We start from the raw sequence: 23613 nt of genomic DNA, 5'->3' as shown, positions 1-23613 counted from the left end.
TCCAGTCCGTATGCCGTGAAAACGATAGAAAGGGTTGTCGCCCTGGCGGCCCATGGGCGCGCGCAAGGCGTGGCGCCGCCCGCTAACTCTGGGAAATGGGTTTGGTCTTCAGTTTGCCCAGCAGCTTGTCCAGGGATTTCTGGTCGAGGGCCTTGGCCAGGGGGAAGTCCGCCGGCGACAACTGGCCCGCCTGGTCGTCCTGGCAGTGCTGGATGACCGCCCGCAGCTGGGCCATGCAGGCCTGCAACAGGCGATCGCGCGTGGCCTCGGTGTAGCGCTGGCCGGCGAACTTCATCTCCACCTGCAGGCGTCCGCCGAGGATCGCCAGCACCACTTCCAGCTCGTGGCTACGCCGGTTGTGCGCCGCGGAATGGGGCGGCAGCGCCTCATCGGCAAGGCGCAGCAGGCTGTCATCGCTGGCGCCGTCGACCTGGCCCAGGTAGTTGAACAGCACCGGCTGGCGGCTCGCCGGCAGCGGCGAATCGGCCTGATGGCGCAGCAGGCCGTAGCCCAGGGCCTTGTCGGCGACGGCGCGCAGCTGTTCCTTGACCGCAACGATTACCGCGCCGGTGTTCCGCGCTTCCGGCAGCGTCAGGCGCACCGGGTAGAGCTGGGTGAACCAGCCCACGGTACGGCTGACGTCCAGGTCGGGGAACGGCGCATCGCGGCCATGGCCTTCAAGCTCCAGGCCCACTGCGCTGGCGCCGGTCCATTCGCTCAGCGCACTGGCCAGTGCCGCCACCAGCAGTTCGTGACCCTGGGTGCGGTAGCTGGCCTGGGCCTGCTGCAACTGCTGGGTTTCCTCGATGCTGAGGCTGTCGGTCAGCGTGACTTCGTCGGCGACGTGGTTGTCCGCGTTCGGGTGATCCGCCGGCAGCGTCGTCGGCCGGCCCTGCTGCAACCAGTAATCGACCTGGCGCTGGATCGCCGGGCTCTGCGCCTGTTGCTGCAGGCGCTGGCCCCACTGGCGGTAGGAACTGGTCTTGCTCGCCGGCAGCGCGGCCTGGCCGGCCGCCAGACGTGGGTAGAGGGCGCTGAAGTCCTCCAGCAGGATGCGCCAGGACACCGCGTCCAGCACCAGGTGGTGGGCCACCAGGTACAGGCGCTGACTGCCATCGACACGGTCGATCAGCAGGGCGCGGATCAGCGGCCCCCGGGCCAGGTCGAAACCCGGCGTCATGTGCGCGGCAATGCAGCGCTGCAGCGAGGTGCCGGTCTGCATGATCTGCTCGACCTGCACCGCACCGGCGCTGTCGCCGTAGTGCTGCTGCCACTGGCCATCCACGTGGGTGAAGCGCAGGCGCAGGCCGTCATGATGCTCGACCAGGGCCTGCAACGTGTCGCGCAGGGCATCGAGGGCCAGCGGCTGGGCCGGGGTCAGCAACACCGACTGGTTCCAGTGACCGGGCTCCGCCAGGTCCTGCTCGAACAGCCAGTGCTGGATCGGCAGCAGCGGCGCGGGGCCTTCCAGCAGGCCCTGTTCGGCCTGGCTGGCGTCCACCGCCGTGGCCACCTGGGCCAGCTCGGCCAGGGTGCGTTGCTGGAACAGCTGCCGTGGCGTCAGGCCGATGCCCTGGGCACGGGCCTGGGCGATGAACTGCAGGCCCAGGATCGAATCCCCGCCGAGGGCGAAGAAATTGTCCTGGGTACCGACCTGGGCGACGCCGAGCAGCTCGCCCAGCAGGCGGCACAGCACCTCCTCGGTGGCGGTGGTCGGCGCCTGGTGCTGCTCGGCGCGGCGTTCCACCTCGGGTTTGGGCAGGGCCTTGCGGTCGATCTTGCCGTTGCTGCTCAGGGGCAGGGCCGGCAATTGCAGGACGAAGGCCGGCACCATGTGCGCCGGCAGGGTCTGCCCGAGTCGCACCTTGAGCGCGTCAGCATCCAACGCTTCGCTACCGACCAGGTACGCCACCAGTTGCGGCGTGGCCAGGTCGTCGCGCAGCAGGGTGACGGCGGCGTCGACATCCGGTTGCTCGAGCAGGGCGGCATCGATCTCGCCCAGCTCGATGCGCAGGCCGCGCAGCTTGACCTGATGGTCGAGCCGACCCAGGTACTGGATGGTGCCGTCGGCCAGGAAGCGGCAGCGGTCACCAGTGCGGTACAGCCGTCCGGCGCCGAACGGGTTGGGCACGAAGCGCTCGGCAGTCAGTTCCGGACGGTTCAGGTAACCCCGCGCCAGGCCCTTGCCGCCAATGTACAGCTCGCCCACGGCGCCGGTCGGCACCAGGCGCTGGGCCTCGTCGAGGATGTACAGCTGGATGTTGGCGATGGGCGTGCCGATGGGCACGAAGCCCAGGGTCGAACGCGGGTCGCACTGCCAGCAGCTGACGTCGATGGCGGCCTCGGTGGGGCCGTAGAGGTTGATCAGCGTGGCCGAGTGTCGGGCGTTGAAGCGCTGCTGCAGGTCCAGCGGCAGAGCCTCGCCGCTGGCGAACACCTGGCGCAGCGAACGGCACTGGGCCAGGCCCGGCTCGTTGACGAAGGCCTGCAGCATCGATGGCACGAAGTGCAGGGTGGTGATGCGTTCGCGCTGGATCAGCTCGGCCAGGTAATGGCTGTCGCGGTGGCCGTCAGGCTTGGCCACCACCAGGCAGGCGCCGGTGATCAGCGGCCAGAAGAACTCCCACACCGAGACGTCGAAGCTGTACGGGGTCTTCTGCAACACCCGGTCCTCGCCGCCGATGGGGTAGGCCTCCTGCATCCAGTACAGGCGGTTGAGCAGGGCGCCGTGCTCGTTGAGCACGCCCTTCGGCACGCCGGTGGAGCCGGAGGTGTAGATCACGTAGGCCAGGTCGCCCGGCTGGTTGATAGGCGCCGGCGTGTGCTCGGGGTACGACGCAGTGGCCGGCTGGTCCAGGCACCAGGTGGCGATGCCCGCCGGCAGCAGCGGGGCGGTGGCGGTTTGCGCCAGGATGACCACAGGTGCCGCGTCTTCCAGCACTAGGGCCAGGCGCGCCGCGGGCAGGTCCGGGGCCAGCGGCAGGTAGGCAGCGCCGGCCTGGGTGATGCCGAGCAGGGCCACCACCATTTCCACGGAGCGGTTCATGCACACCGCAACGATGCGTTCGCGGCCCGCGCCGTGCTCGCGCAGGCGGTGGGCGAGCTGGTTGGCCCGGCGGTGCAACTGCGCGTAGCTTAGGCATTCGCCGTCGTACACCAGGGCCGGCGCATCCGGGGTGCGCGCCAGTTGCCCGGCCAATGCCTCGACCAGGGTGTGAGGGCCGGGGTAGGCGCGCTGCGTGGCGTTCCAGGTGTCCAGCTGGCGGGTGCGTTCCTCGGTGCTCAGCAGGTCGAATTCACCCAGGGTGGCGGACGGCAGCGCCACCACCTGGGCCAGAACCGCCTGCCAGGCCTGGGCCCAGCGGGCGATGGTGCTGGCGTCGAACAGGTTGCGCTTGAACTTCAGGCGCAGCGCCAGGCGCTGCTGGTCATCGTGCACCTCCCAGCCCAGGTCGAAGCTCGACGCGGTGGTCGGCACCTCGATCTCATGCAGGGTGACGGGGGCCCAGTCATCGGCCTTGAGGCGCGCGGTCTGCATGGCGAACAGCACCTGGAACAGCGGCGTACGGGCCATGTCGCGCTGGGCGGCCAGGGCATCGACCACCTGTTCGAAGGGCACGTCCTGGTGCTCCTGGGCCTCCAGCACACGCTGGGCGACCTGCTGCAGGAACGCGCCGAACGGCTGCTCCGGCGCGACGTCGGCACGGATCACCAGGGTGTTGACGAAGCAACCGATCAGCGCCTGGGTTTCCAGTTGGCCGCGGTTGGCCACGGCGGTGCCCAGGCGCACGTCGCGCTGGCCGGCCAGGCGCCCCAGCAGCACCTGGGTGGCGGCCAGCAGCAGGGTGTAGAGGGTGACGCCGTGCTGGTTGGCGCAGTCGCGCAGCTGGCGGGTCAGGGCCTCGGGCAGCACCAGGTCGTGGAAGCCGCTGGCGGTGTCGGGCTCGGCCCGACGCGGCTGGTCGGTGGGCAGTTCCAGCAGATAGTCGCCGTCTTCCAGGGTCCGCTGCCAGTACTGCAGTTGCGCACGGTAGCGCTCGGCCTGGGCAGGTTGACGCTGCCACAGGGCGTAGTCGACGTACTGCACCGGCAGCGCCGGCAGTTCCGGCTCGCGCTGTTCGGCACTGGCGCGGTAGCACTGCGACAGCTCATCGATCAGCAGTTGCATGGACCAGTCGTCCGCCACGGTGTGATGCACGGTGAGCAGGAGCAACACCTGGTCATGGCCCTGGCGCTGGATCAGCCGGGCGCGCAGCAGCGGGCCGGCGGCCAGGTCGAACGGGCGACGGGCTTCATCTGCCACCCGTTGGTCGAGGCACTCGACCCAGTCGGTGTCGGTCATTGATTCGACGCTGAAGGCCAGCGGGCTGGCCTCGTCGATGACCAGTTCGGCACCGAAGCCCTGTTCGCGCAGGCGGCCGCGCAGCACCTCGTGGCGCGCCACGATGCGCTCCAGGCCCTGTTGCAGCCAGTCGATGCGCACCGGGCCGCTCAGTTCCAGGGCCGCGGTGATGTTGTACTCGGCGGCCTCGGGGTTCAGCTGTTCAAGGAACCACAGGCGTTGCTGGGCGAACGACAGCGGCAGGCGCGCGGGGCGGACCTGGGGCACCAGGCGCTCGCCCTGCACGTCGCCCGGCTGGCCGAGCTGCTGGGCGAAGGCCGCCAGGGTCGGTTGCTCGAACAGGCTGCGCAGGGCCGGCGCCGTGCCGAAACGCTGACGCAGGCGAGCGAGCAGCACCGTGGCCAGCAGCGAGTGGCCACCCAGGCGGAAGAAGTGGCTATGGCGGCCGATCAGCTCGACCGGCACCTCCAGCACCTCCGCCCAGAGTGCGGCCAGTTGGACCTCGGCATCGCCTTGCGGCGCCTCGAATGCCTCGTCGGAAGCGTCGAGCTGCGGTTTGGGCAGTTGCTTGCGGTCCAGCTTGCCGTTGCTGTTGAGCGGCAGGGCCGCCAGCTCCACCAGCACCGTGGGCACCATGTGCGCCGGCAGGGTCTGCGCCAGGGCGGCCTTGATCCCGGACACGTCCAGGGTGCCGCTGTCGGTCACCAGGTAGGCCACCAGTTGCGGGGCGCCCAGGTCGTCGCGCAGCAGGGTCGCCGCTTCACGAATGCCGGGTTGGCGGAGCAGTTGCGCATCGATCTCGCCGAGCTCGATGCGCAGGCCGCGCAGCTTGACCTGATGGTCGAGCCGACCCAGGTACTGGATGGTGCCGTCGGCCAGGAAGCGGCAGCGGTCACCAGTGCGGTACAGGCGCTCGCCGGGTTTGAACGGGTGGTCGATGAAGGTCGCGGCGGTGAGTTCCGGCCGGTTGAGGTAGCCCCGGGCCAGGCCGGCACCGCCAATGTACAGCTGCCCCACGGCGCCGATCGGCTGCGGTTCGAGGGCGTCGTCGAGGATGTACAGCGCCAGGTTGGCGATGGGTTTGCCGATCGGCACGAAGCCCAGTTCCGATTGCGGGTCGCAGACCCAGCAACTGACGTCGATGGCCGCCTCGGTGGGGCCGTAGAGGTTGATCAGGGTCGCCGGATGGCGCTGCTGGAAGCGCTGCTGCAGGGCCAGCGGCAGCGCTTCACCACTGGCGAAGACCTGGCGCAGCGTGGTGCAGCGCTCCAGGCCCGGCTCGGTGACGAAGGCCTGCAGCATAGACGGCACGAAGTGCAGGGTGGTGATGCCCTGGCGCTGCACCAGGTCCACCAGGTAGCCGCTGTCGCGGTGGCCGTCGGGCTTGGCCATGACCAGGCAGGCACCGGTGATCAGCGGCCAGAAGAACTCCCAGACCGACACGTCGAAGCTGTACGGGGTCTTTTGCAGCACGCGGTCCGCCGCACCGATGGGGAAGGCATCCTGCATCCAGTGCAGGCGGTTCATCAGGGCGCCGTGCTCGTTGAGCACGCCCTTGGGCTGGCCGGTGGAGCCCGAGGTGTAGATCACGTAGGCCAGGTCGCCCGGCTGGTTGAGCACGGGCAGGGCGCCGGCCTGTGCAACCTCTGGCAGCGGCGCGTCCAGCAGCAGGACGGGGCGCTCGGCGGGCAGGCGTTCGGTCCAGCGGGCGTGGGTGAGGACCAGCGGGCTGCGGGCATCCTCCAGCATGAACGCCAGGCGCGCCGCCGGCAGTTCCGGGTCCAGCGGCAGGTAGGCAGCACCGGCCTTGACGATGCCGAGCAAGGCCACGACCAGGTCGATGGAGCGCTCCAGGCACACCCCGACCACGCTTTCGCGGCCGATGCCCCTGGCCGACAGCACCTGCGCCAACGCGTCGGCGCGGGCATGCAGCGCCTGGTAGCTGAGGGTGGTGTGTTCGTCGGTCAGGGCCGAGGCATCCGGGCTGCGGCGGGCCTGCTGGCTCAACGCTTCGCCCAGGGTCACCGGGCCCGGGTAGGCACGCTCGGTGGCGTTCCAGCTCACCAGTTGGCGCTGACGTTCCTCGTCGCTCAGCGGCGACAGTTGCTCCAGACGCGCCTCGGGGCTTGCCAGCAGCACGCCGAGGAAGCGCTGCCACTGCGCCAGCCACGCCTGCATGGTGGCCTCGTGGAACAGGCTGGCGCGGTATTCCAACATGACCGACAGGCGCTCATTGTCGTCGTGCACCTCCCAGCTCTGGTCGAACTTGGCCGCCGGCGAGCGGAAGGCCAGGGGCTCCAGGCTCAGGCCGGGCCAGTCCTGGTGGGTGTCGTCGCTGTTCTGCATGACGAACGCCACCTGGAACAGCGGCGTGCGCGACAGGTCGCGCTCCGGCGCCAGGTGTTCGACCACCTGCTCGAAGGGCACGTCCTGGTGTTCCTGGGCCGCCAGTACGGCCTGGCGCACCTGGGCCAGGTACTGGCTGAAGCGCTGCTCGGCGGCCAGTTCGGAACGGATCACCAGGGTGTTGACGAAGCAGCCGATCAGCGGCTGCAGCGCGGCCTGGCGGCGGTTGGCCACCGGGGTGCCGATGCGGATATCGCGTTGCCCGCTGTAACGGCCGAGGAACAGCTTGAGGCTGGCCAGCAGCAGCATGTAAGGGGTGACGCCCTGGTCCCGGGCGTACTGCCGAATCTGCTCGGTGAGCGCCGCCGGCAGCTGCGCGAAGCAGGTGCCGGCGCGGTTGTCGAGGGTGGCGGGACGCGGCAGGTCGGTGGGCAGGTCCAGCAGGTAGTCGCCGTTCTCCAACGTATGCTGCCAGTAGTCCAGCTGCGCCTTGTAGCGTTGCTGGCTCGGCGCGGTGCGCTGCCACAGGGCGTAGTCGGCGTATTGCAGTGCCAGCTCCGGCAGGGCCGGGGCCTGGCCCTGCACGGTCGCTCGGTAGCAGGCGGCCAGTTCGTCCATCAGCACCTGCACCGACCAACCGTCGCCGGCGGCGTGGTGCAGGGTGAACAGCAGCAGCGCTTCGCGGTTGTCGGCGCGCTGGATCAGGCGGGCACGCAGCGGGTGCTGATGGGCCAGGTCGAAGCCCGTGCGGGCTTCCTGTTCCGCCGCCTGCTGGCGGTGTACCGACCAGGCGGCATCCGCGCCATCGAAGCGCTCGACGAGCAGCTCGAACGGCTGGGCCGGGTCGATGAGCAGCCGGGTGCCGGTGCGGTCTTCGGTGATGCGGCTACGCAGGAGTTCGTGGCGCGCCACCAGGGTGGTGAAGGCCTGTTGCAGCGCCGCGACCTGCACCTCACCCGAGAAGGCGATGGCCGAGGTCATGTTGTATTCGCCGGAGCCCGGTGCCAGCTGTTCGAGGAACCACAGGCGCTGCTGCTCGAAGGACAGCGGCAGGTGCTCGGGACGCGGCCCGGCGACGGCCACGGCGTCATCCGCCGCTGCAGGCGCCAGGTCGATGACCTGGGCGAGGGCGCCCAGGGTCGGTTGCTCGAACAGGTGGCGCAGCGCTGGCGCGCTGCCGAATTCCCGGGCGACCCGGGTCAGCAGCACGGTGGCGAGCAGCGAGTGGCCGCCGAGGTGGAAGAAGTTGGCGTTGCGGCCCACCTGTTCCAGCGGGACGTTCAGGACCTCGGCCCAGAGGCCGGCCAGGCGTTGTTCGCTGTCGCTGGCCGGGGCTTCGAAGGCCTCGCTGGCGTCTTCCACGACCGGCTCGGGCAGGGCCTTGCGGTCGATCTTGCCGTTGGCGCTCAGGGGCCAGGCCTCCAGCGTCACCAGGGCCTGGGGCACCATGTAGGCCGGCACGAAGCGGGCCAGCGCCTCACGCCATTGCGCGGTCAGCACGGCGCCAGGGGCGAGCACGGCATAGGCCACCAGCCGCTCTTCCTGGACCAGGACCAGGCTGTCGCGCACCCCGTCCAGCTGGCGCAGGGCATGCTCGATTTCGCCGGGCTCGATACGCAGGCCGCGCAGCTTGATCTGGAAGTCCTTGCGCCCGATGAATTCCAGCTCGCCAGTGGCCAGGTAACGCCCCAGGTCGCCGGTGCGGTACAGCCGGCCGGCGCCGAAGGGGTTGGCGACGAACGCCTGGGCGGTGAGGTCATCGCGGTTCAGGTAACCGCTGCCGACTCCGGCACCGGCGATGCAGATTTCCCCCAGCACGCCCACCGGCACCGGCTGGTCGTGGCGGTCGAGGACGTACAGCTGGGTGGCGTCCACCGGACGGCCGATGGGGATCAACCGACCCTCAGCGGCCGGGTCCACCCGGTGCCAGGCCACCACGTCGGTGCATTCGGTGGGGCCGTAGCTGTTGATCAGCTGGCACTGGCTGTTGGTGCTCTGCAGCCAGTCGCGCAGGGCCGCCAGGCGGATCGGTTCGCCGCCGAGGATCAGGTAACGCAGGCTGGCCAGATCGCGCCAACCGTTCTGCCGGGCGGCTTCGACCACCGGGTAGATCGCGCTGGGCGCCACGTTGAGCTGGGTGATGCCGTGACGGCGGATCGCGTCCAGCAGGGCCAGGTGGTCGTAGCCGTCGTGGCTCGGCAACACCAGGGTGCCGCCGGTCAGCAGCGGGGCAAAGAGGTTCTTCTGGGTCAGGTCGAAGCCGATGGCACTGGCCAGCAGCGCCTTGTCACCCGGGCCCCAGGCAAATTCGCGGGTGTACCAGCGCTGCAGGTTGCGCACGCCGCCATGGGTGACCACCGCGCCCTTGGGCTGCCCGGTGGAACCGGAGGTGTAGATGGCATAGAACGGCGTGTCGGCGCCGATGGCCCGGGCCGGTGCGCTCACCGGTTGCAGGTCGAGGATCGGCTGCTGCGCGTCGAGCCACAGGGTGTCGACCGCCAGCCCCTCCAGGGCCGCGCGGTGGCGGCTGTGGCTGATCAGCAGCGGGCTGGCGCAATCGCCCAGGATGTAGCGGATGCGTTCCTGGGGGAGGGCCGGGTCGATCGGCACATAGGCGGCGCCGGTCTTCAGCACCGCCAGAATCGCCACTGGCAGCTCCAGCGATTTGTCCAGGCACAGCGCCAGCCACTGGCCTTCGCCGGCACCCTGTACGCGCAGAAGGTGGGCCAGCTGGTTGGCCTGGCGATCCAGTTCGCCGTAGCTCAGCTGCCGCTCGCCCTGGATCACGGCCACCGCATCGGGCGTGGCGGCAACCTGCTGTTCGAAGGCGTCGAGGATGTCCCGGGCCGGCGCCAGGTCCTGACGGCTGTCGTTCCAGCGCTCCAGCTGCTGCGCCTCGGCCGGCGTCAGCAACGGGTGGGTGGCCAGGGCCTGCCCGGGCTGATCGAGCAGGCGCTCGAACAGGTGCACGAAGCCCTGCAGCCAGCGCTCGGCAGTCGCCGCGCCGAACAGGTCGAGGGCGTGCATCAGGTTGAATTCGATCGGCCCCTCGGCGGGGGTGACGATGTGGAAGTCCAGGTCGTACTCGGAATGGCTCAGGGCGGTGTCCAGCACCTCGAAGTCCAGGCCAGGGAAGCGGATACGCCGTTCCACGGCCAGCTGCTGGGCGACCATTACCTGGAACAGCGGCGCGTGGCTCAGGCTGCGCGGCAGGGCCAGGTGGTCGATCAGCCGCTCGAACGGCAGGTCCTGGTGGCGCTGGGCGTCCAGCAGGCTGTCGCTGACCTGGCACGCCAGCTCGGCGAAGGTCTGCCCGGCGGGGAAGGAAACCCGCACCGGCATGTTGTTCAGCAGGATGCCCAGCAGCGACTCGGTTTCCGCCTGCAGGCGGTTGGACACCGGGGTGCCGAGAATCAGCTCGTCCTGACCGCTGAGGCGCTGCAGGAAGGCGGCGAAGGCGGCGAACACCAGGCTGAAGGCGGACTGCTGCTGACGGGCGGCCAGGGCCCGCACGCGCTCACTGGCGGCCGGCGACAGCTGCACGCCGACCGTGCCGGAACGGTGGGACTGGATGGGCGGGCGCGGCACGTCCGTCGGCAGCCGCAGCAGGTAGTCCTGGGCCTCGCCGTCGGCACGGGCAAGCGTCTGTGTCCAGTAGCCCAATTGCCGGTCGAGGACCTCCGGCGTCAGGTGGGCGCGCTGCCACAGCGCGAAGTCGGCGTACTGGATCGGCAGCGGCGGCAGTTGCGGCGTCTGCCCCGCCTGCAACGCGGCGTAGATCTGCGCCAGCTCGCGCATGGCCAGGGTCGCGGACCAGGCGTCGGACACCAGGTGGTGGAGGACGATGGCCAGGTCATGGGTCTGCGCGTCGCGGACCAGCAGGCGCGCCCGCAGCAACGGCGGCCGGGCCAGGTCGAACGGCGTGTCGAACCAGTCCCGCAGTGCTTCGGGCAGCGACGCGTCGCCGGCTACCTCGCTGATGGGCAGGTCGAACTCCGGCACGGCCATCACCTGCTGCCAGGGTTCGCCCGCGTCGTTGAGGAAGGCGGTACGCAGCACCTCGTGGCGCTCGATCAGCCACTGGAAACTGGCGCGCAGCGCCGCCACGTCCAGGGTGCCGGTCAGGCGCAGGGCGAAGGGGATGTTGAAGTGCGCGGTGTTCGGGTTCAGCTGTTCGACGAACCACAGGCGCTGCTGGGCGAACGACAGAGGCAGGCGCTCCGGGCGCGGCTGGCGCGGGATGCTCGGCCGTGCCGGCTTGGCGGGCGCAGCGGCCTGGAAACCCTCGATGGCCTGGGCCAGCTGGCGCACGCTGGGGTGTTCGAACAGGCTTTTCAGCGGCAGCTCGCGGCTGAAGGTCGCCCGGATGCGCGACAGCACCTGGGTGGCCAGCAGCGAGTGGCCGCCGAGGGCGAAGAAGCTGTCGGTGACGCTGAAGGCCTCCAGGGCCAGGACGTCCTGCCAGATGGCGTACAGACGCTGCTCGGTGTCGCCTACCGGGGCGATCAGCTCGACATTGGCCGGGTTGACCGCCAGCTCCTGGGCGGTCAGGCGCTTGCGGTCGACCTTGCCGTTGGCGTTCAGCGGCAGGGTGTCGAGTTCGATCAGGTAGGCCGGCACCATGTAGGCCGGCAGTTGCCGGGCCAGATCGGCACGCAGCATGGCTTCGTCCAGCTCGGCACCCAGTTGGCGGGCCCAATAGCCCACCAGTTGCGCCTCGTTGCGCGCATCGGCGCGGGCGATCACCGCGGCTTCGCGGATCGCCGGGTGACGCTGCAGGCGGGCCTCGATTTCCCCCAGTTCGATGCGGTGGCCGCGAATTTTCACCTGCTGGTCGCGGCGGCCGAGGAACTCGATGACGCCATCGGCGCGGTAACGGCCCAGGTCGCCGGTGCGGTAGAAGCGGGCGCCCGGTTGTAGCGGGTGCTCGACGAAGGCCAGGCGGGTGCGCTCGGGGTCATTCAGGTAGCCCCGGCCCACGCCGGCACCGGCCACGCAGATTTCCCCCGGCACGCCGATCGGCACCGGGCGCAGCTGGGCGTCCAGCACGAACAGCTGGGTATTGGGCGTCGGCCGGCCCACGGGCATGGCCTGGGCCTGCTCGTCCGAGGCCTCGGTGATGGCGTGGAAGGCCACGTCGTCGGCGCATTCCGCCGGGCCGTAGGCATTCATCAGCGGCGTGCGCGGGTAGCGGGCGAACCAGTCCCGGCACAGCGCTGGCGGCAGGGCTTCGCCGGTGGGCAGCAGCCAGCGCAGGGCGCTGAGGTCGGTGTCGGCGGTGCTGGCGGCCAGTACGCCGCGAATCACTGCCGGCACGGCTTCCCAGAGGGTCAGGCGCTGGCTTTCCAGCGCTTGCAGCAGGCGCTCCGGGTCCTGGCTCACGGCGTCCGGCAGGATGTGCACGGTGGCACCCACCAGCGGCGCGGCGAGCAGCTGCCAGACGGAAATATCGAAGGCCACTGAGGCGGTCTGGGCGATGCGGTCGTGCTCGCCCAGGCCCAGGGTCGGCACCTTGCCCAGGATGTTGTTGAGCATGCCACGCTGCTCGACCAGCGCGCCCTTGGGCGTGCCGGTGGAGCCAGAGGTGAAGATCACGTAGGCCAGGTCGTCCGCGCTGCCGCGGGGTTCGATCACCGGCACTGGGCCTTGCTGCCACAGCGCTTCGATGTCGATGACCTGGGTGTGGCGGGGGCCACACAGGTCACGGGCCAGCGCCGATTGCTCGCGGCCGGCAAGCAGCAGTGGCGCCTGGCTGAGGTCGAGGATTTCCGCCAGGCGCTCCGGCGGGTGCTTGACCTCCAGGGGCAGGTAGCAGGCACCGGCCTTGAGGATGCCGATCAGGCCGACGAGGTAGGCCAGCCCGCGGTCGGCGAGCACGGCTACCAGCCGGTCGGGCTGCGCGCCGGACTCGATCAGGGCCGCGGCGATGCGGCTGGCGCGGGCGTCCAGCTCGGCGTAGCTGAGCGATTCGCCGTCGCAGACCGCCGCGAGCTTGTCCGGGTGCTGCGCCACCTGCTCGGCGAACAGCGCCGCGTAGGTCCGGTCGATGGGCAGCGGGTGCGCGCTCTGGTTCCAGTCCACCAGCAGTTGCTGGCGCTCCTGCGCATCCAGCAGCTCCAGGTCGCCCACGGTGGCAGTGGGTCGGGCCAGCATGCCGAGCACGATCTGCCGCAGGTGACCGAGCAGGCGCTCGATGCTGTCGCGGGAGAAGCGCCGGCGGTCATAGGAAATCCGGATGGCCAGCTGCTCGCCGGGGATCACCACCACGGTCAGGCCGTAGTGGGTGTGCACGCTGTGCTCCATGCCGTCCAGGCTGAAGGCCAGGTCGCCGCTCAGCAGCTTGGCGTCGATGGGCGCGTTCTCGTACACCAGGATGCTGTCGAACAGTTCTTCGCCCCGGGGGAAGTCGGTCCAGCCCTGGATGTCCACCAGCGAGCTGTGCTCGAACTCGCGCAGGTCCAGGTTGAGCCGCTGCAGGCTCTGCAGCCAGCCGACCAGGTCGAGGTCCGGGCGCACCTGCACGCGCAGCGGCAGGGTGTTGATGAACAGGCCGATCATCTCTTCCACGCCGCTGAGCTGCGGCGGCCGCCCAGCGACGGTGACGCCGAACAGCACGTCGGGGTTGCCGCTGTAGCGTGACAGCAACAGCGCCCAGGCGCCCTGGAACAGGGTGTTGGGGGTGACCCGGTGGCGCTGGCAGAACTGCATCAGGTGCTGGGTCTGGGCGCTGTCGAGCTGGACCAGGTCGTCGTCCACCAGCACCGCTTCGCTGTACTGGCTCTGCCGTGGCTGCTGTTCGATGGTCAGCGGCGTGGGCGCATCCAGGCCACGCAGCTGCTCCTGCCAGAAGGCCTTGGCCAGCGGCTGGCTCTGTTGCTGCAGCCAGCCGATGTACTCGCGGTAGGGCCGCGGCGCGCGCATGGCCGGAGTGCGGCCGTTACGCAGGGCCTCGTAGGTGTCGACGAAGTCCACCATGATCAGCGAGATGCACCAGGCGTCCATGAGGATGTGGTGGAAGCTGCGGATCAGCTCGTGGCGGTTCTCGCCCAGGCACACCAGGCGGAAGCGGATCAGCGGCGGCTTGGCCAGGTTGAAGCCGTTGCGCTGCTCCTGCTGCAGCAGGTCCTGGATATGGGCTTCCTGCTGAGCGGCATCCAGGTGCTGCAGATCAATGTACTCGACCACGTCGCCGACGCTGCGGTGCACCACCTGCAACGGCTGTTTCTGGGTCTTCCACAGGAAGCTGGTACGCAGCGCCGGGTGCGCGGCCACCACCCGCCGCCAGGCCTCGAGGAACGGCTCGACCGCCAGCGGGCCGCCAATCCGGTAGCGGTCCTGCATCAGATAGACCCCGGACTCCTGGTGCAGCAGGCTCTGGAACAGCATGCCTTGCTGCAGTGGCGAGAGCGGGTAGACGTCTTCGATGTGTTGCGCGGTCTTGTTCTGCATCCTGGTCCGGCCTTGTGGTGATCGTGGGCGAGCGGGTGGGGGTGGGCGAGCCGAGTCAGTCGGCTGCGTTCAACTCCTCCAGCAGGTCGTCGAAGGCGCCGTCATCCAGGTTCGCCAGCGGGAAATCCGCGGCGGAGCGGGGGGCACCGTCGGCCTGACGGGTCTCGGGGGATTCGGGTATCGCGCCGGGCTCGATGCGCTGGGCGACCTGGGCCAGGCGCTCGATGGTTTCGCATTCGAAGATCTGCTTGGCGCTGATGCGGATGCCTTGCTGATTGGCGCGGGAAACGATCTGCAGGCTGAGGATCGAGTCGCCGCCGATCTGGAAGAAGCTGTCCAGCACGCCAACCCGCTCGCGCTTGAGCACCTGCTGGCAGATGTCCACCAGGGCCGTTTCCATGTCGGTGCGCGGCGCCAGGTAGGGCGCGTCGGCCTCGGTCTGCCGGTCCGGATCGGGCAGGGCGTTGAGGTCCAGCTTGCCGTTGGGGGTATGCGGCAGGGCGTCCAGGTGCACGAACGCGGACGGCACCATGTAGGCCGGCAGGCGGTCCTGCAGGTAGCTGGCCAGGGCCGCGGCCGCCGGCGCATACCCATGGCGGTCGGTGAAATAGGCCACCAGGCGCACGTTGTCGTCCTGCTTGCGGGCGATCACCGCTGCTTCGCGCACTTCCGAATGGCTGCGCAACACCCGCTCGATTTCACCCTGTTCGACCCGGTAGCCACGGATCTTGATCTGGTGGTCGCGGCGCCCGAGGAAGTCCAGGCGGCCGTCGGCCCGGTAACGCGCCAGGTCGCCCGTGCGGTACAGGCGCTCGCCGTCGCCAACGTGGGGATGGCGAACGAAGGCCCGGGCGGTCTGCTCGGGCTGGCCGAGGTAGCCGCTGGACAGGCTCGGCCCGCCCAGGTGGATTTCACCGGGTTCACCGACGGCGGCCGGCTGGTTCTGTTCGTTGAGCACCCAGAGGCCCATGCCTGGGATCGGCTTGCCGATGGTGATAGGGCTGTCGGGGTCGAGCACGTCCGCCGTGGCCCATACGGTGGCTTCGGTGGGGCCGTATTCGTTGACCAGTTGCACGTGGGGCGCCTTGTTCCACTGTTTTTCCAGCACCCGAGGCGGGCACGGCTCGCCGGCCACCACCCAGGTACGCAGGCTGACCAGGGCACGGGGTTCGGCGTAATCGAGCAGGGTTTCGTACAGCGACGGCAGTGACAGGCTGTGACTGACGCGGTGGGTGTCGATCAGTCGGATCAAAGCAGCGAGGTCGAGCTCTTCGCCGCTGGCGGGCAGGACCAGCAGACCGCCCTGGCACAGGGTCCAGTAGATGCCGGCCACCGAGCTGTCGAAGGCGAACGAGGACAGCAGCAGGTAGGCCCGTACCGGCTCGGCGTAGAACGCCAGGCGCGCCTGGGTCGAGTGGCTGAGGTTGGCGTGGCTGATCGGCACGCCCTTGGGTTGCCCGGAGGAGCCGGAGGTGTAGATCAGGTAGGCGGTGCGCTGCCCATCGAAGGGTACCTGGGGCGCGGCGCCGGCCGTTGCCTCCAGCTCATCCAGCAGCAGGTGGCGCACCGTGCCGGGCAGCAGCGCCTGGTGCTCGCGTTGGCTGAGCAGCAGGGCAGTGCGGCTGTCCTCGATCATGTAGGCGAGGCGGTCGGCGGGGTAGGACGGGTCCAGGGGCAGGTAGGTGGCGCCGGCTTTCCAGGCCGCCAGCATGGCGATGATCGCTGCCTGACCACGACCCAGGAGGATGCCCACCACGTCGCCGGGGCGTACCCCGGCAGCCGTCAGCTGGCCGGCCAGGGCGTCGGCACGCGCGCCCAGCTCGCCATAGCGAATCACGCCTTGGGCATCGGCCAGGGCCGGCGTGTCCGGGTGCTGGCGGACGTGCTGCTCGATCAGTTCGAGCACGCCGATGTCACGCGCGATGAAGGCGGAGGCGGGGGCACGCAGCAGCGCCCATTGGCGCTCGCCCACCAGGGGCACGGCACCCAGCACGCTGCCCGCGTCGCACAGGCCATGCAGCAACAGGGTCCACTGTTCCGCGAGGCAAGCGACTGCGTCCTCGGCAAGACGGGACTGGTCATATGCCAGACGGATGTCCAGGCCCTCGGCGTTTGCCTGCTCCCGGCATTCCACCCCCAGGGTGAAACGCTGGCCGAGGCTCCAGGCCTGCGCGATAAGGTGCTGTGAAGCGGCCTGCAGGGACGGGCGGAAGGCGAACACCAGCTCGCCGCCATGGCCGTTGTCGTAATGGTCCTGCCAGCCCCGGGCCTGGCGCAGCGGCCGCAGCAGGCTGTCGGCCTGCGTGCTCAGGGGCGCGGCCAGGTCCACATCCACCTGGATCGGCAGGCGCTGTTCGTACAGACCCAGGGCCTGTTCCAGGCCTTCGCCCCGGCCCTCGTCAATCCAGGTCACCTGCACCCGCGCCTGGCCGCGCAAGCGGGCAAGCAGCGTGCTCCAGGCGGCGAACAGGAATTCCTCCAGGGCCATGCCGGCCTGCCGGGCCGCCTGCTCCAGCGCCTGCCGCGCCGGGGCGCCGCCCAGTTGCACGATGGCGGGCTGGCAGGCCTTGCCGGCGGCAGCCTGTTGCAGGCCCGGCAGGGGCTCCAGGGTGTCTTCGGGGCGTGCCTGCTGCCAGAAGCGCAGCGGTTCGTTGTCCGGGTCTTCTTCCAGCAGGGTGTGTTTCCACTCGGCGTAATCGACGTATTGCAGGCGCTCCGGGGTTGGCGCGCCGAGCAATTCGCTGACGATCAGGTCCAGGCTGCGCAGGTCCAGGTGGGTGGCCGCGCCCTTGAGCAACAACAACCAGCGATCGGCAGCGGTCTGCACGTAGGCGACCTGCAGCGGCTGGCTGTCCGATGGGGCCTGGCGCAGGCGGGCGATTCGAGCCTCTTGCTCATCGAGGTTGCAGGAACGCCAGTCTTCGACCGTGAGCGGCACGGGCGCCTCTTCATGGATCACCTGGATCGGCAAGGCCATGCCGGGCGCGCTGCGCAGTTCGGTGCGAAGAATTTCTTCCTGCGCGACCAGCGCCTGCAGGCGGCCCTCCAGCAACGCCGGATCGAGGGGCCGGTCCAGGACGACTTGCAGCCAGCTGCCACTGCGCGCGAGGTCGCCTCGCTGCTGGCTGTGCCAGGCGCTGGCCTGTTGTGGAGAGGTACGGAAACCTGTCAGGGCTGACATGCTGTTTTCCTTGTGCAGAGCGGGAAAGAGGGGGGAAACCGTCAGAGCTGTACGTCCTGGCTCGAAATCGCTTCGGCCATGCCGGTGTAGATCTTGCGAGGGCCGCCGTAGGGCTCGCGGCCGTGCACGGCGAGCATGTTGTCGATGAACAGGATGTCGCCCTGCTGCCAGCGGAATTTCACCAGCGACTGCAGGTAGGCCGCGCGCAGGGTGTCCAGCACGTCCGGCTCGATGGGGCTGCCGTCGCCGTAGAAGGTGTTGGTGGGCAGGTCCTGGGCGGCGAAATCGGCGTTCAGGGAATCGCGGATGGCCGGCGGCAGGGTGCTGAGGTGGAAGAAGGTGCCGTGGTTGAACCACACCTCTTCGCCGGTGCGCGGGTGGCGCACCAGGGCCGCGCCGACCTGGCGCGTGCGCAGGCGGTTGCCGGCCTTCCATTCGACCTCGATGCCCACGCTGGCGCAGTAAGCCTCGACCTCGGCACGGTCGTCGGTCTGGAACACCGACTGCCAGGGCAGGCCGAAGCCGTCACCGTAGTTGCGCACGTAGAGGATCTTCTTGCGGCGGAAGGTATCGAGGATGTCGCTCGGGATCAGCGCCTTGATCCGTCGCACCGAGCCGATGGGGGTTTCGCCGCCGGTTTCCGAGGGCAGGTGGCAGTAGAAGAACAGGCGCAGGGGGAAGCGCGGCGAGTAGGAGTGCTCGTTGTGCGGGAAGATGACCTGGTCGGCCGGGTAATCGGTGGAGGTGTAGATGTTGCCGCCGACCCGGGTGCGCGGGGAGGCGCGGAACATGTACTCCAAAGCGCCTGTGGAGAGCGCGTCGATGACCTGGTTGAACGGCTCCACGGCCTGGATGCCGAAACCGCGGAACAGGATGGCGCCGTGCTCCAGCAGCTTCTGCTCCAGCGCATCGCGATTCTGGCCGGCCCACTGCACCAGGTCGACCCCGGCCAGGCTCGGCTCGATCACCCAGGGCAGGCCGTTTTCGCTGTCGAGCAGCCGCCCCTCGGTGAGGTTCTGCTCCGACAGCACGATGGCTTTGCGCCGCGCAGCCCCGGCAATCGGACGGTTGGCGGAAGGAGGAATGGACGTCATGGAATCTCCGGGCTCTAGAGGCTGACGGTGCGGCGGACGGTGGAGGCCAGCCGCGTGCGGCTCTGGCGGGCCTGCTGACTCTGCTGCTGATGCAGGTGGGCGTCGTTCCAGCGCTGCAGATGCTCGCACAGGGCCTCGATGGGCTGGTCGAGCAGGCCATCGAGGTGGTCGAGCAGGTGCAGCCAGACGGCACTCAGGCGCTCGATTTCCTCGGCGCCGAACAGGTGCTGGTTGTACTCCAGCGTCGCCTCGATCTCGTCCCGACGGTGCATGAGATCGAGCACCAGGTCGAAACCCGCCAGGTCCTGCAGCACCTGGGTGTGGGTGATCCGGGCATCGCCGAAGGTATGGCTGCAGAAGCGATCACGCTGGTAGTTGAACTTGACCTGGAACAGCGGGGAGCGATCCGCCTGGCGCTGCGGTGCCAGGTGCGACACCAGCAGGTCGAAGGGCAACTGGCGGTGGGCATGGGCCTGCCGGATGCTGTGGCGGGTCTGGACCAGCAGCTCGGCCAGCGTGGTGTCGTCCGCCAGCTCGCACGTCAGGGTGAGCTGATTGACGAAGAAGCCGAAGATGTCGGCCAGCTCCGGCAGGTCGCGGCCGTGCACGTCGGTGCCGACCAGAAAGCGCGACTGCCCGCTGACATACCGCAGCCAGACATTGAACAGGGTCGCGAGCAGCACGAACAGCGGTTGCCGCTGGGCCCGGGCGGCCTTCTTCAGGCGCTCGACCAGGTCTGCCGGCAGCGCCACCGCGTGGCGACCGGCCTTGGCCGGACCGGCGGGCCGCGGACGGTCCGCGAATGCCAGCTGGACCGGCATGCCGGCCAGGTGATCGCGCCAGAACGCCACTTCCTCCGCGATCAGCGTCGGCGTCATGTAGTGCGGTTCCCAGGCGGCGAAATCACCGTATTGAAGCGGGGCCGGCGAGGCGACGCCGGAGGGCGGTTCGGCGTAGGCGTGCATCAGGTCCAGCAGCAGGATTTCCCCGGAGCGCCCGTCGAAGGCGATGTGGTGCAGGGTGATGATCAGCTCCTGCCGCTGGGCGTCGATGTCGACCAGGCTGGCGCGCCACACCGGGCCACGCTCGAGGTCGAAGGCTTTGGCCAGGTCATCGCGCATGTACTGCTGCAGCGCGCTGTCGCGGGATTGGGGCGGCAGCGGGGTGAGGTCCAGGGTCTCCAGGTGAAAGCGAAAGGCCGCGGGCACCCATTGCTCCTGCCCGTCGGCAGTGGTGCGGTAACAGCTGCGCAGCACGCTGTGGCGCTGGCAGACGGCATTCAGCGCCTGTTCGAGGCGCGCGGCGTCCAGCGGCACGCCACTGAGGGTCATGCGCGTGACGATGTTGTGCTGGGCCCGCTCGGGCGCCATCTGGTGCAGGAACCACAGGCGGCTCTGGGCGAAGGACTGGCGGACACCTGCTGCGTTCGACTCACCCAGGGCGACCAGGGGAGGGTAGTGCTTGGTCATTTCGCGTCCTTAGGCCATCGCCACGATGACCTTGCGGTCGCCCACGAAGGGGTTGCGGCCGTGGGCGACCAGCAGGTTGTCGAGCATCAGCACATCCCCCTTCTGCCAGGGAAAGGCCACGGTGGTGCGGGCGTAGACATCGCGGATGGCGTTCAGGGCGTCGTCCGGGATCGGCGAGCCGTCGCCGAAATAGACGTTGCGCGGCAACTGGTCCTGGCCCACGGCCTGGATCAGGGTCTGGCGCAGGTCGTCCTGCATGGCCGAGATATGGAACAGGTGCGCCTGGTTGAACCACACCCATTCCCGGGTCACCGGGTGCTGCACGGCGGCCTGGCACTGCTGGCGGGTACTCAGCTCACCGTCGTCGGTCCAGCGCCAGTCGATGCCTTGCTCGCGGCAATACTGCTCGACCTTCTGCCGGTCCTCGGTGTTGAACACCTGCTGCCAGGGCAGGTCCAGGGCGCGGCTGTAGTTGCGCACGTAAAGAAGGCCCTTGGCGATGAACTCGTCGCGGATCGCCGGGTCGATTCGCTGGTACACCAGGCGGCTGTCGGTGATCGGCGTCTCACCACCGGACTCGCTGGGGGTCATGCAATGGAACCAGATGCGCCCCGGCCATTGCCGCGTGTAGGACTGTTCGTTGTGCTGGGGGATGGTCTGGTGCGCCGGGTATTCGGTGGAGCTGTAGACCCCGGCGAACACCTTGCTACGTGGCGTGGAGCCAAACTCGTAAGTGCCCAAAGGCTGGCCGAAGCTGCTGGCGAAGCGCTTGAAATCCAGTGGGGTGGCCACGGTGAAGTTGCGAAACAGCACACCGCCGGTGGTTTCCAGGGTGGCCACGGCGAGCGCCTTGATCGCGTCGCTCAGCTCATGGATGGAACGACGCTCCAGGCTTTGCACCAATAGGGGCAAGGGTTGCTCACCGAAAAGCGGGGCGACGGCGCAGCCGTCCAGGGACTGGGCGGCGGTAACCGACGAATGGAATGAAGATTCCGTGACAGGGGCTGCCTGGGTCATGCGGCATACCTTTTTCGCGGGGGCAGGGCAGCGAACCGCCTGGCCCGGGGAGTTTCGGCGTCGAGCGGCCGGCGAAATGCGCAAAGCAGGCTACGCTGCTCTGTCGAATGATTGACTGGCGATGGATCGGGAACACGCAGAACGGCAGGGAGCCTGGCAAGGCACAAGGGCGCGCGCAGGGCACGTGCGGTCTTCGATGGCGGCAGCGCATTGCGGGTCGTGGTCGTGCATCCCTGTAGACGACAGCTCATAGCTCCTCCTCTGGTCCAGAGGTGTGTGGCAGGTAAAGCGCCATTAGGTGTAGCACCGATCCCGATACATGACAGTCACAGACACTAATTAGTAACGATAATCATTCAATTGTAAAGATTGCAAATTCTCTTGTAATCGATAATATTTCCCATTTGTCGCTTCAGGGGTTCTCTGGCTGAAGCTTTTGGGGGAGGGGGAGCGCACTGCCAATGCAGCAGTGTTGCTTCAAATGGTTCAGATGGAGTGGAGTCGCAGGGCAATGAATAATTTCAAGAAAAAAACGCTGGCACTGGCCGTCGCATCGAGCCTGTTCGCCATCGCACCGGTGATGGCAGCAGAGGAAGGCAGGAAGGACGGCGTCATCGAACTCAAGGAAGTGGTGGTTTCCGGGGAGAAGATCCAGCGCACCGAGCGCGAGACGCTGTCCAGCGTCGCGGTGGTGACCAGCGAGGACCTCCGCACCCACGGCGATCACGACCTGCAGTCCGTCATTGACCGCACGCCGGGCGTGTATGCCCAGTCCGGTAACGAAAACTGGGGGATCCGCGGGATTCCAGTCACCGGTTTCGACGACCAGGGCCCCGCGGCCATGAACGGCGCCGTTTCCGTCTATATCGACGATGCGCTGCAGGTCAACCGCCTGCTGACCCACAACCCGCTGCCGCTCTGGGACATGGAGCAGATCGAGATCTACCGTGGCGCCCAGTCCACCACCCAGGGTCGCAACTCGCTGGCGGGCGCGATCATCATGCGGACCAAGAACCCGACCTTCGACCCGGAATTTTCCGTTCGCGGCAACACCGGCAAGTACGGCGAGCGCGGCACCTCGGCGGTGGCCAGCGGTGGGCTGGTCGATGGCGTGATCGCCGGCCGCCTGGCCATCGACTACCAGGAAGCCGATGGCTACATCCGCAACGAAACCCGCAACCAGGACGCCAACCTGCTGCGCACGGCCAACATGCGCGGCAAGCTGCTGATCCTGCCGTCCGACGATGTCGACCTGCTGTTGACCGTTGCCCGTACCCAGCAACGCAGCGGGGTCAACGCCGTTGCCGCCCGCCGTGGCAAGCCCGACTACTTCAAGCTGTACGAGAACACCGAGACCTACAACACCCTGGACCAGAACACCGCTACCGCCAAGCTGGATTGGCGCCTGGACGATTTCTGGACCCTGACCAGCATCACCTCGGGGACCTGGTCCAAGTACGATTCCATTCTCGATTTCGACCGTCTGCCGACCCTTACCCAGACCTCACCGCGCCACCACGAACAGAGCCTGGGTACCCAGGAACTGCGCCTGGGCTACAACGGCGACCGGGTCACCGGCGTAATGGGCGTCTACCTGGGGCGTTTCAAAGGTGAAATCGACGACCAGTTGATGAACGGCACCGTCAAGGCTTTGGACATGCAGGCCGAAACCCGAATCAACAGCCAGGCGGTCTTCGGCGAACTCAACTGGGAATTCGTCGACAACTGGAAGCTGATCACCGGCCTGCGCTGGGAACACGAGAAAAACGACACCGAGATCGAGTACCCCACTCGACTGGTGGCAGTACCCGATCCGCTGGTTGACGAAAGCATCAGCTCCAACGAGCTGCTGCCGAAGATCGGCCTGAGCTACGACATCACGGAAAACCAGCTGGTCGGCCTGACCTGGCAGCGCGGCTACCGCAGCGGCGGCGTGAACGTGCGGACCCGGGCGCGCCATTCGTCCTACGACCCGGAATTCACCAGCACCTTCGAGCTGGCCTGGCGTGGCACCTGGCTGAACAACCGCCTGCGTACCAGCGCCAACCTCTACCACACCGACTGGAAGGACCAGCAGGTCTCGTTCCTCGATATCGCTGCGGGCACCTCGGAAGTGGCCAACGCCGCCGAAAGCCGGATGATCGGCCTGGAACTCTCCGCCGAGTACCTGGTGACCGAACAGCTGCTGGTGAACGTGGGCGCGGCCTACAACGACACCAAGTACGAGAGCTTCGTGCGGGACGGTGTCGACCTGAGCGGTCGCGAGTTCGTCTTCGCGCCCAAGAAGATGGCCAACCTCGGCGCCAACTACACCTTCGACAACGGCCTGCTGATCGGCGGCGACATCGTCTACCAGGGCAGCAGCACCTCCAACTTCGACGTGAACGGTGCACGCCAGGTGACCGGCGAACGCCGCAACGACAGCGTGGTCCTGGTCAATCTGAACGCCGAACTGCCGTTGACCCAGAACCTCACCGTCAGCAGCTACGTACGCAACCTGTTCGACGAGCGTTACATCACCAACAACCAGAGCGACGCGCTGCTGGACGTTGGCGCACCGATGACGCTTGGCATGTCCGCCCGTTACGACTTCTGACATCTGGCTGGCCGCGTGCAAGGCGCGGCCAGCCGGCGCTGGGCAATCATACACGTTGTCTGGTCTCGCCTGATTCTTCCTGCCCTGAGGTGAGTGTTGTCAGAGAACGTCCTTTTCAT

Annotated in this window: 6 protein-coding genes; 1 reads left to right on the top strand and 5 read right to left on the bottom strand. The window is 68.3% G+C overall.

All coding sequences use genetic code 11. From position 1 onward, the window contains the following. Window positions 1-82: 82 nt before the first annotated feature. The 5 genes from N5C28_RS20035 to N5C28_RS20015 are packed head-to-tail and all read right to left on the bottom strand — an operon-like array spanning window position 83 to window position 20835. Window positions 83-14137, bottom strand: a complete 14055-nt coding sequence (locus N5C28_RS20035; RefSeq protein WP_279825008.1) for a non-ribosomal peptide synthase/polyketide synthase — start codon at window positions 14135-14137, stop codon at window positions 83-85. 55 nt (window positions 14138-14192) lie between these two features. Further along, a complete protein-coding gene (locus N5C28_RS20030) occupies window positions 14193-17318 on the bottom strand; it encodes an amino acid adenylation domain-containing protein (protein ID WP_279825006.1) in 3126 nt (1041 codons plus the stop codon). 41 nt (window positions 17319-17359) lie between these two features. Further along, window positions 17360-18412 (bottom strand): TauD/TfdA family dioxygenase, encoded by a 1053-nt coding sequence (locus N5C28_RS20025; protein WP_279825004.1) that lies wholly within the window; start codon window positions 18410-18412, stop codon window positions 17360-17362. Between the two features lie 14 nt (window positions 18413-18426). Further along, entirely contained in the window at window positions 18427-19881 is a 1455-nt protein-coding gene (locus N5C28_RS20020; protein WP_279825002.1) for a condensation domain-containing protein, read from the bottom strand. Between the two features lie 9 nt (window positions 19882-19890). Next, entirely contained in the window at window positions 19891-20835 is a 945-nt protein-coding gene (locus tag N5C28_RS20015) for a TauD/TfdA family dioxygenase (RefSeq protein WP_279825076.1), read from the bottom strand. 574 nt (window positions 20836-21409) lie between these two features. Between N5C28_RS20015 and N5C28_RS20010 the strand changes: the two genes are divergently transcribed. Then, the gene (locus tag N5C28_RS20010; RefSeq protein ID WP_279825001.1) at window positions 21410-23494 is read left to right on the top strand and encodes a TonB-dependent receptor; all 2085 of its coding nucleotides are present in this window, start codon (window positions 21410-21412) and stop codon (window positions 23492-23494) included. The last annotated feature ends 119 nt before the right edge of the window (window positions 23495-23613 follow it).

Origin of the sequence: Pseudomonas sp. GD03944 (genome assembly GCF_029839275.1) — a bacterium.
Taxonomy (GTDB): domain Bacteria; phylum Pseudomonadota; class Gammaproteobacteria; order Pseudomonadales; family Pseudomonadaceae; genus Aquipseudomonas.
This window is presented reverse-complemented; position numbering and strand designations above follow the sequence as displayed.

Coding starts and splice junctions, on each gene's coding strand:
- N5C28_RS20035 (WP_279825008.1), bottom strand. CDS start 14,137: ATGCAGAACAAGACCGCGCAACACATCGAAGACGTCTACCCGCTCTCG.
- N5C28_RS20025 (WP_279825004.1), bottom strand. CDS start 18,412: ATGACGTCCATTCCTCCTTCCGCCAACCGTCCGATTGCCGGGGCTGCG.
- N5C28_RS20030 (WP_279825006.1), bottom strand. CDS start 17,318: ATGTCAGCCCTGACAGGTTTCCGTACCTCTCCACAACAGGCCAGCGCC.
- N5C28_RS20020 (WP_279825002.1), bottom strand. CDS start 19,881: ATGACCAAGCACTACCCTCCCCTGGTCGCCCTGGGTGAGTCGAACGCA.
- N5C28_RS20010 (WP_279825001.1), top strand. CDS start 21,410: ATGAATAATTTCAAGAAAAAAACGCTGGCACTGGCCGTCGCATCGAGC.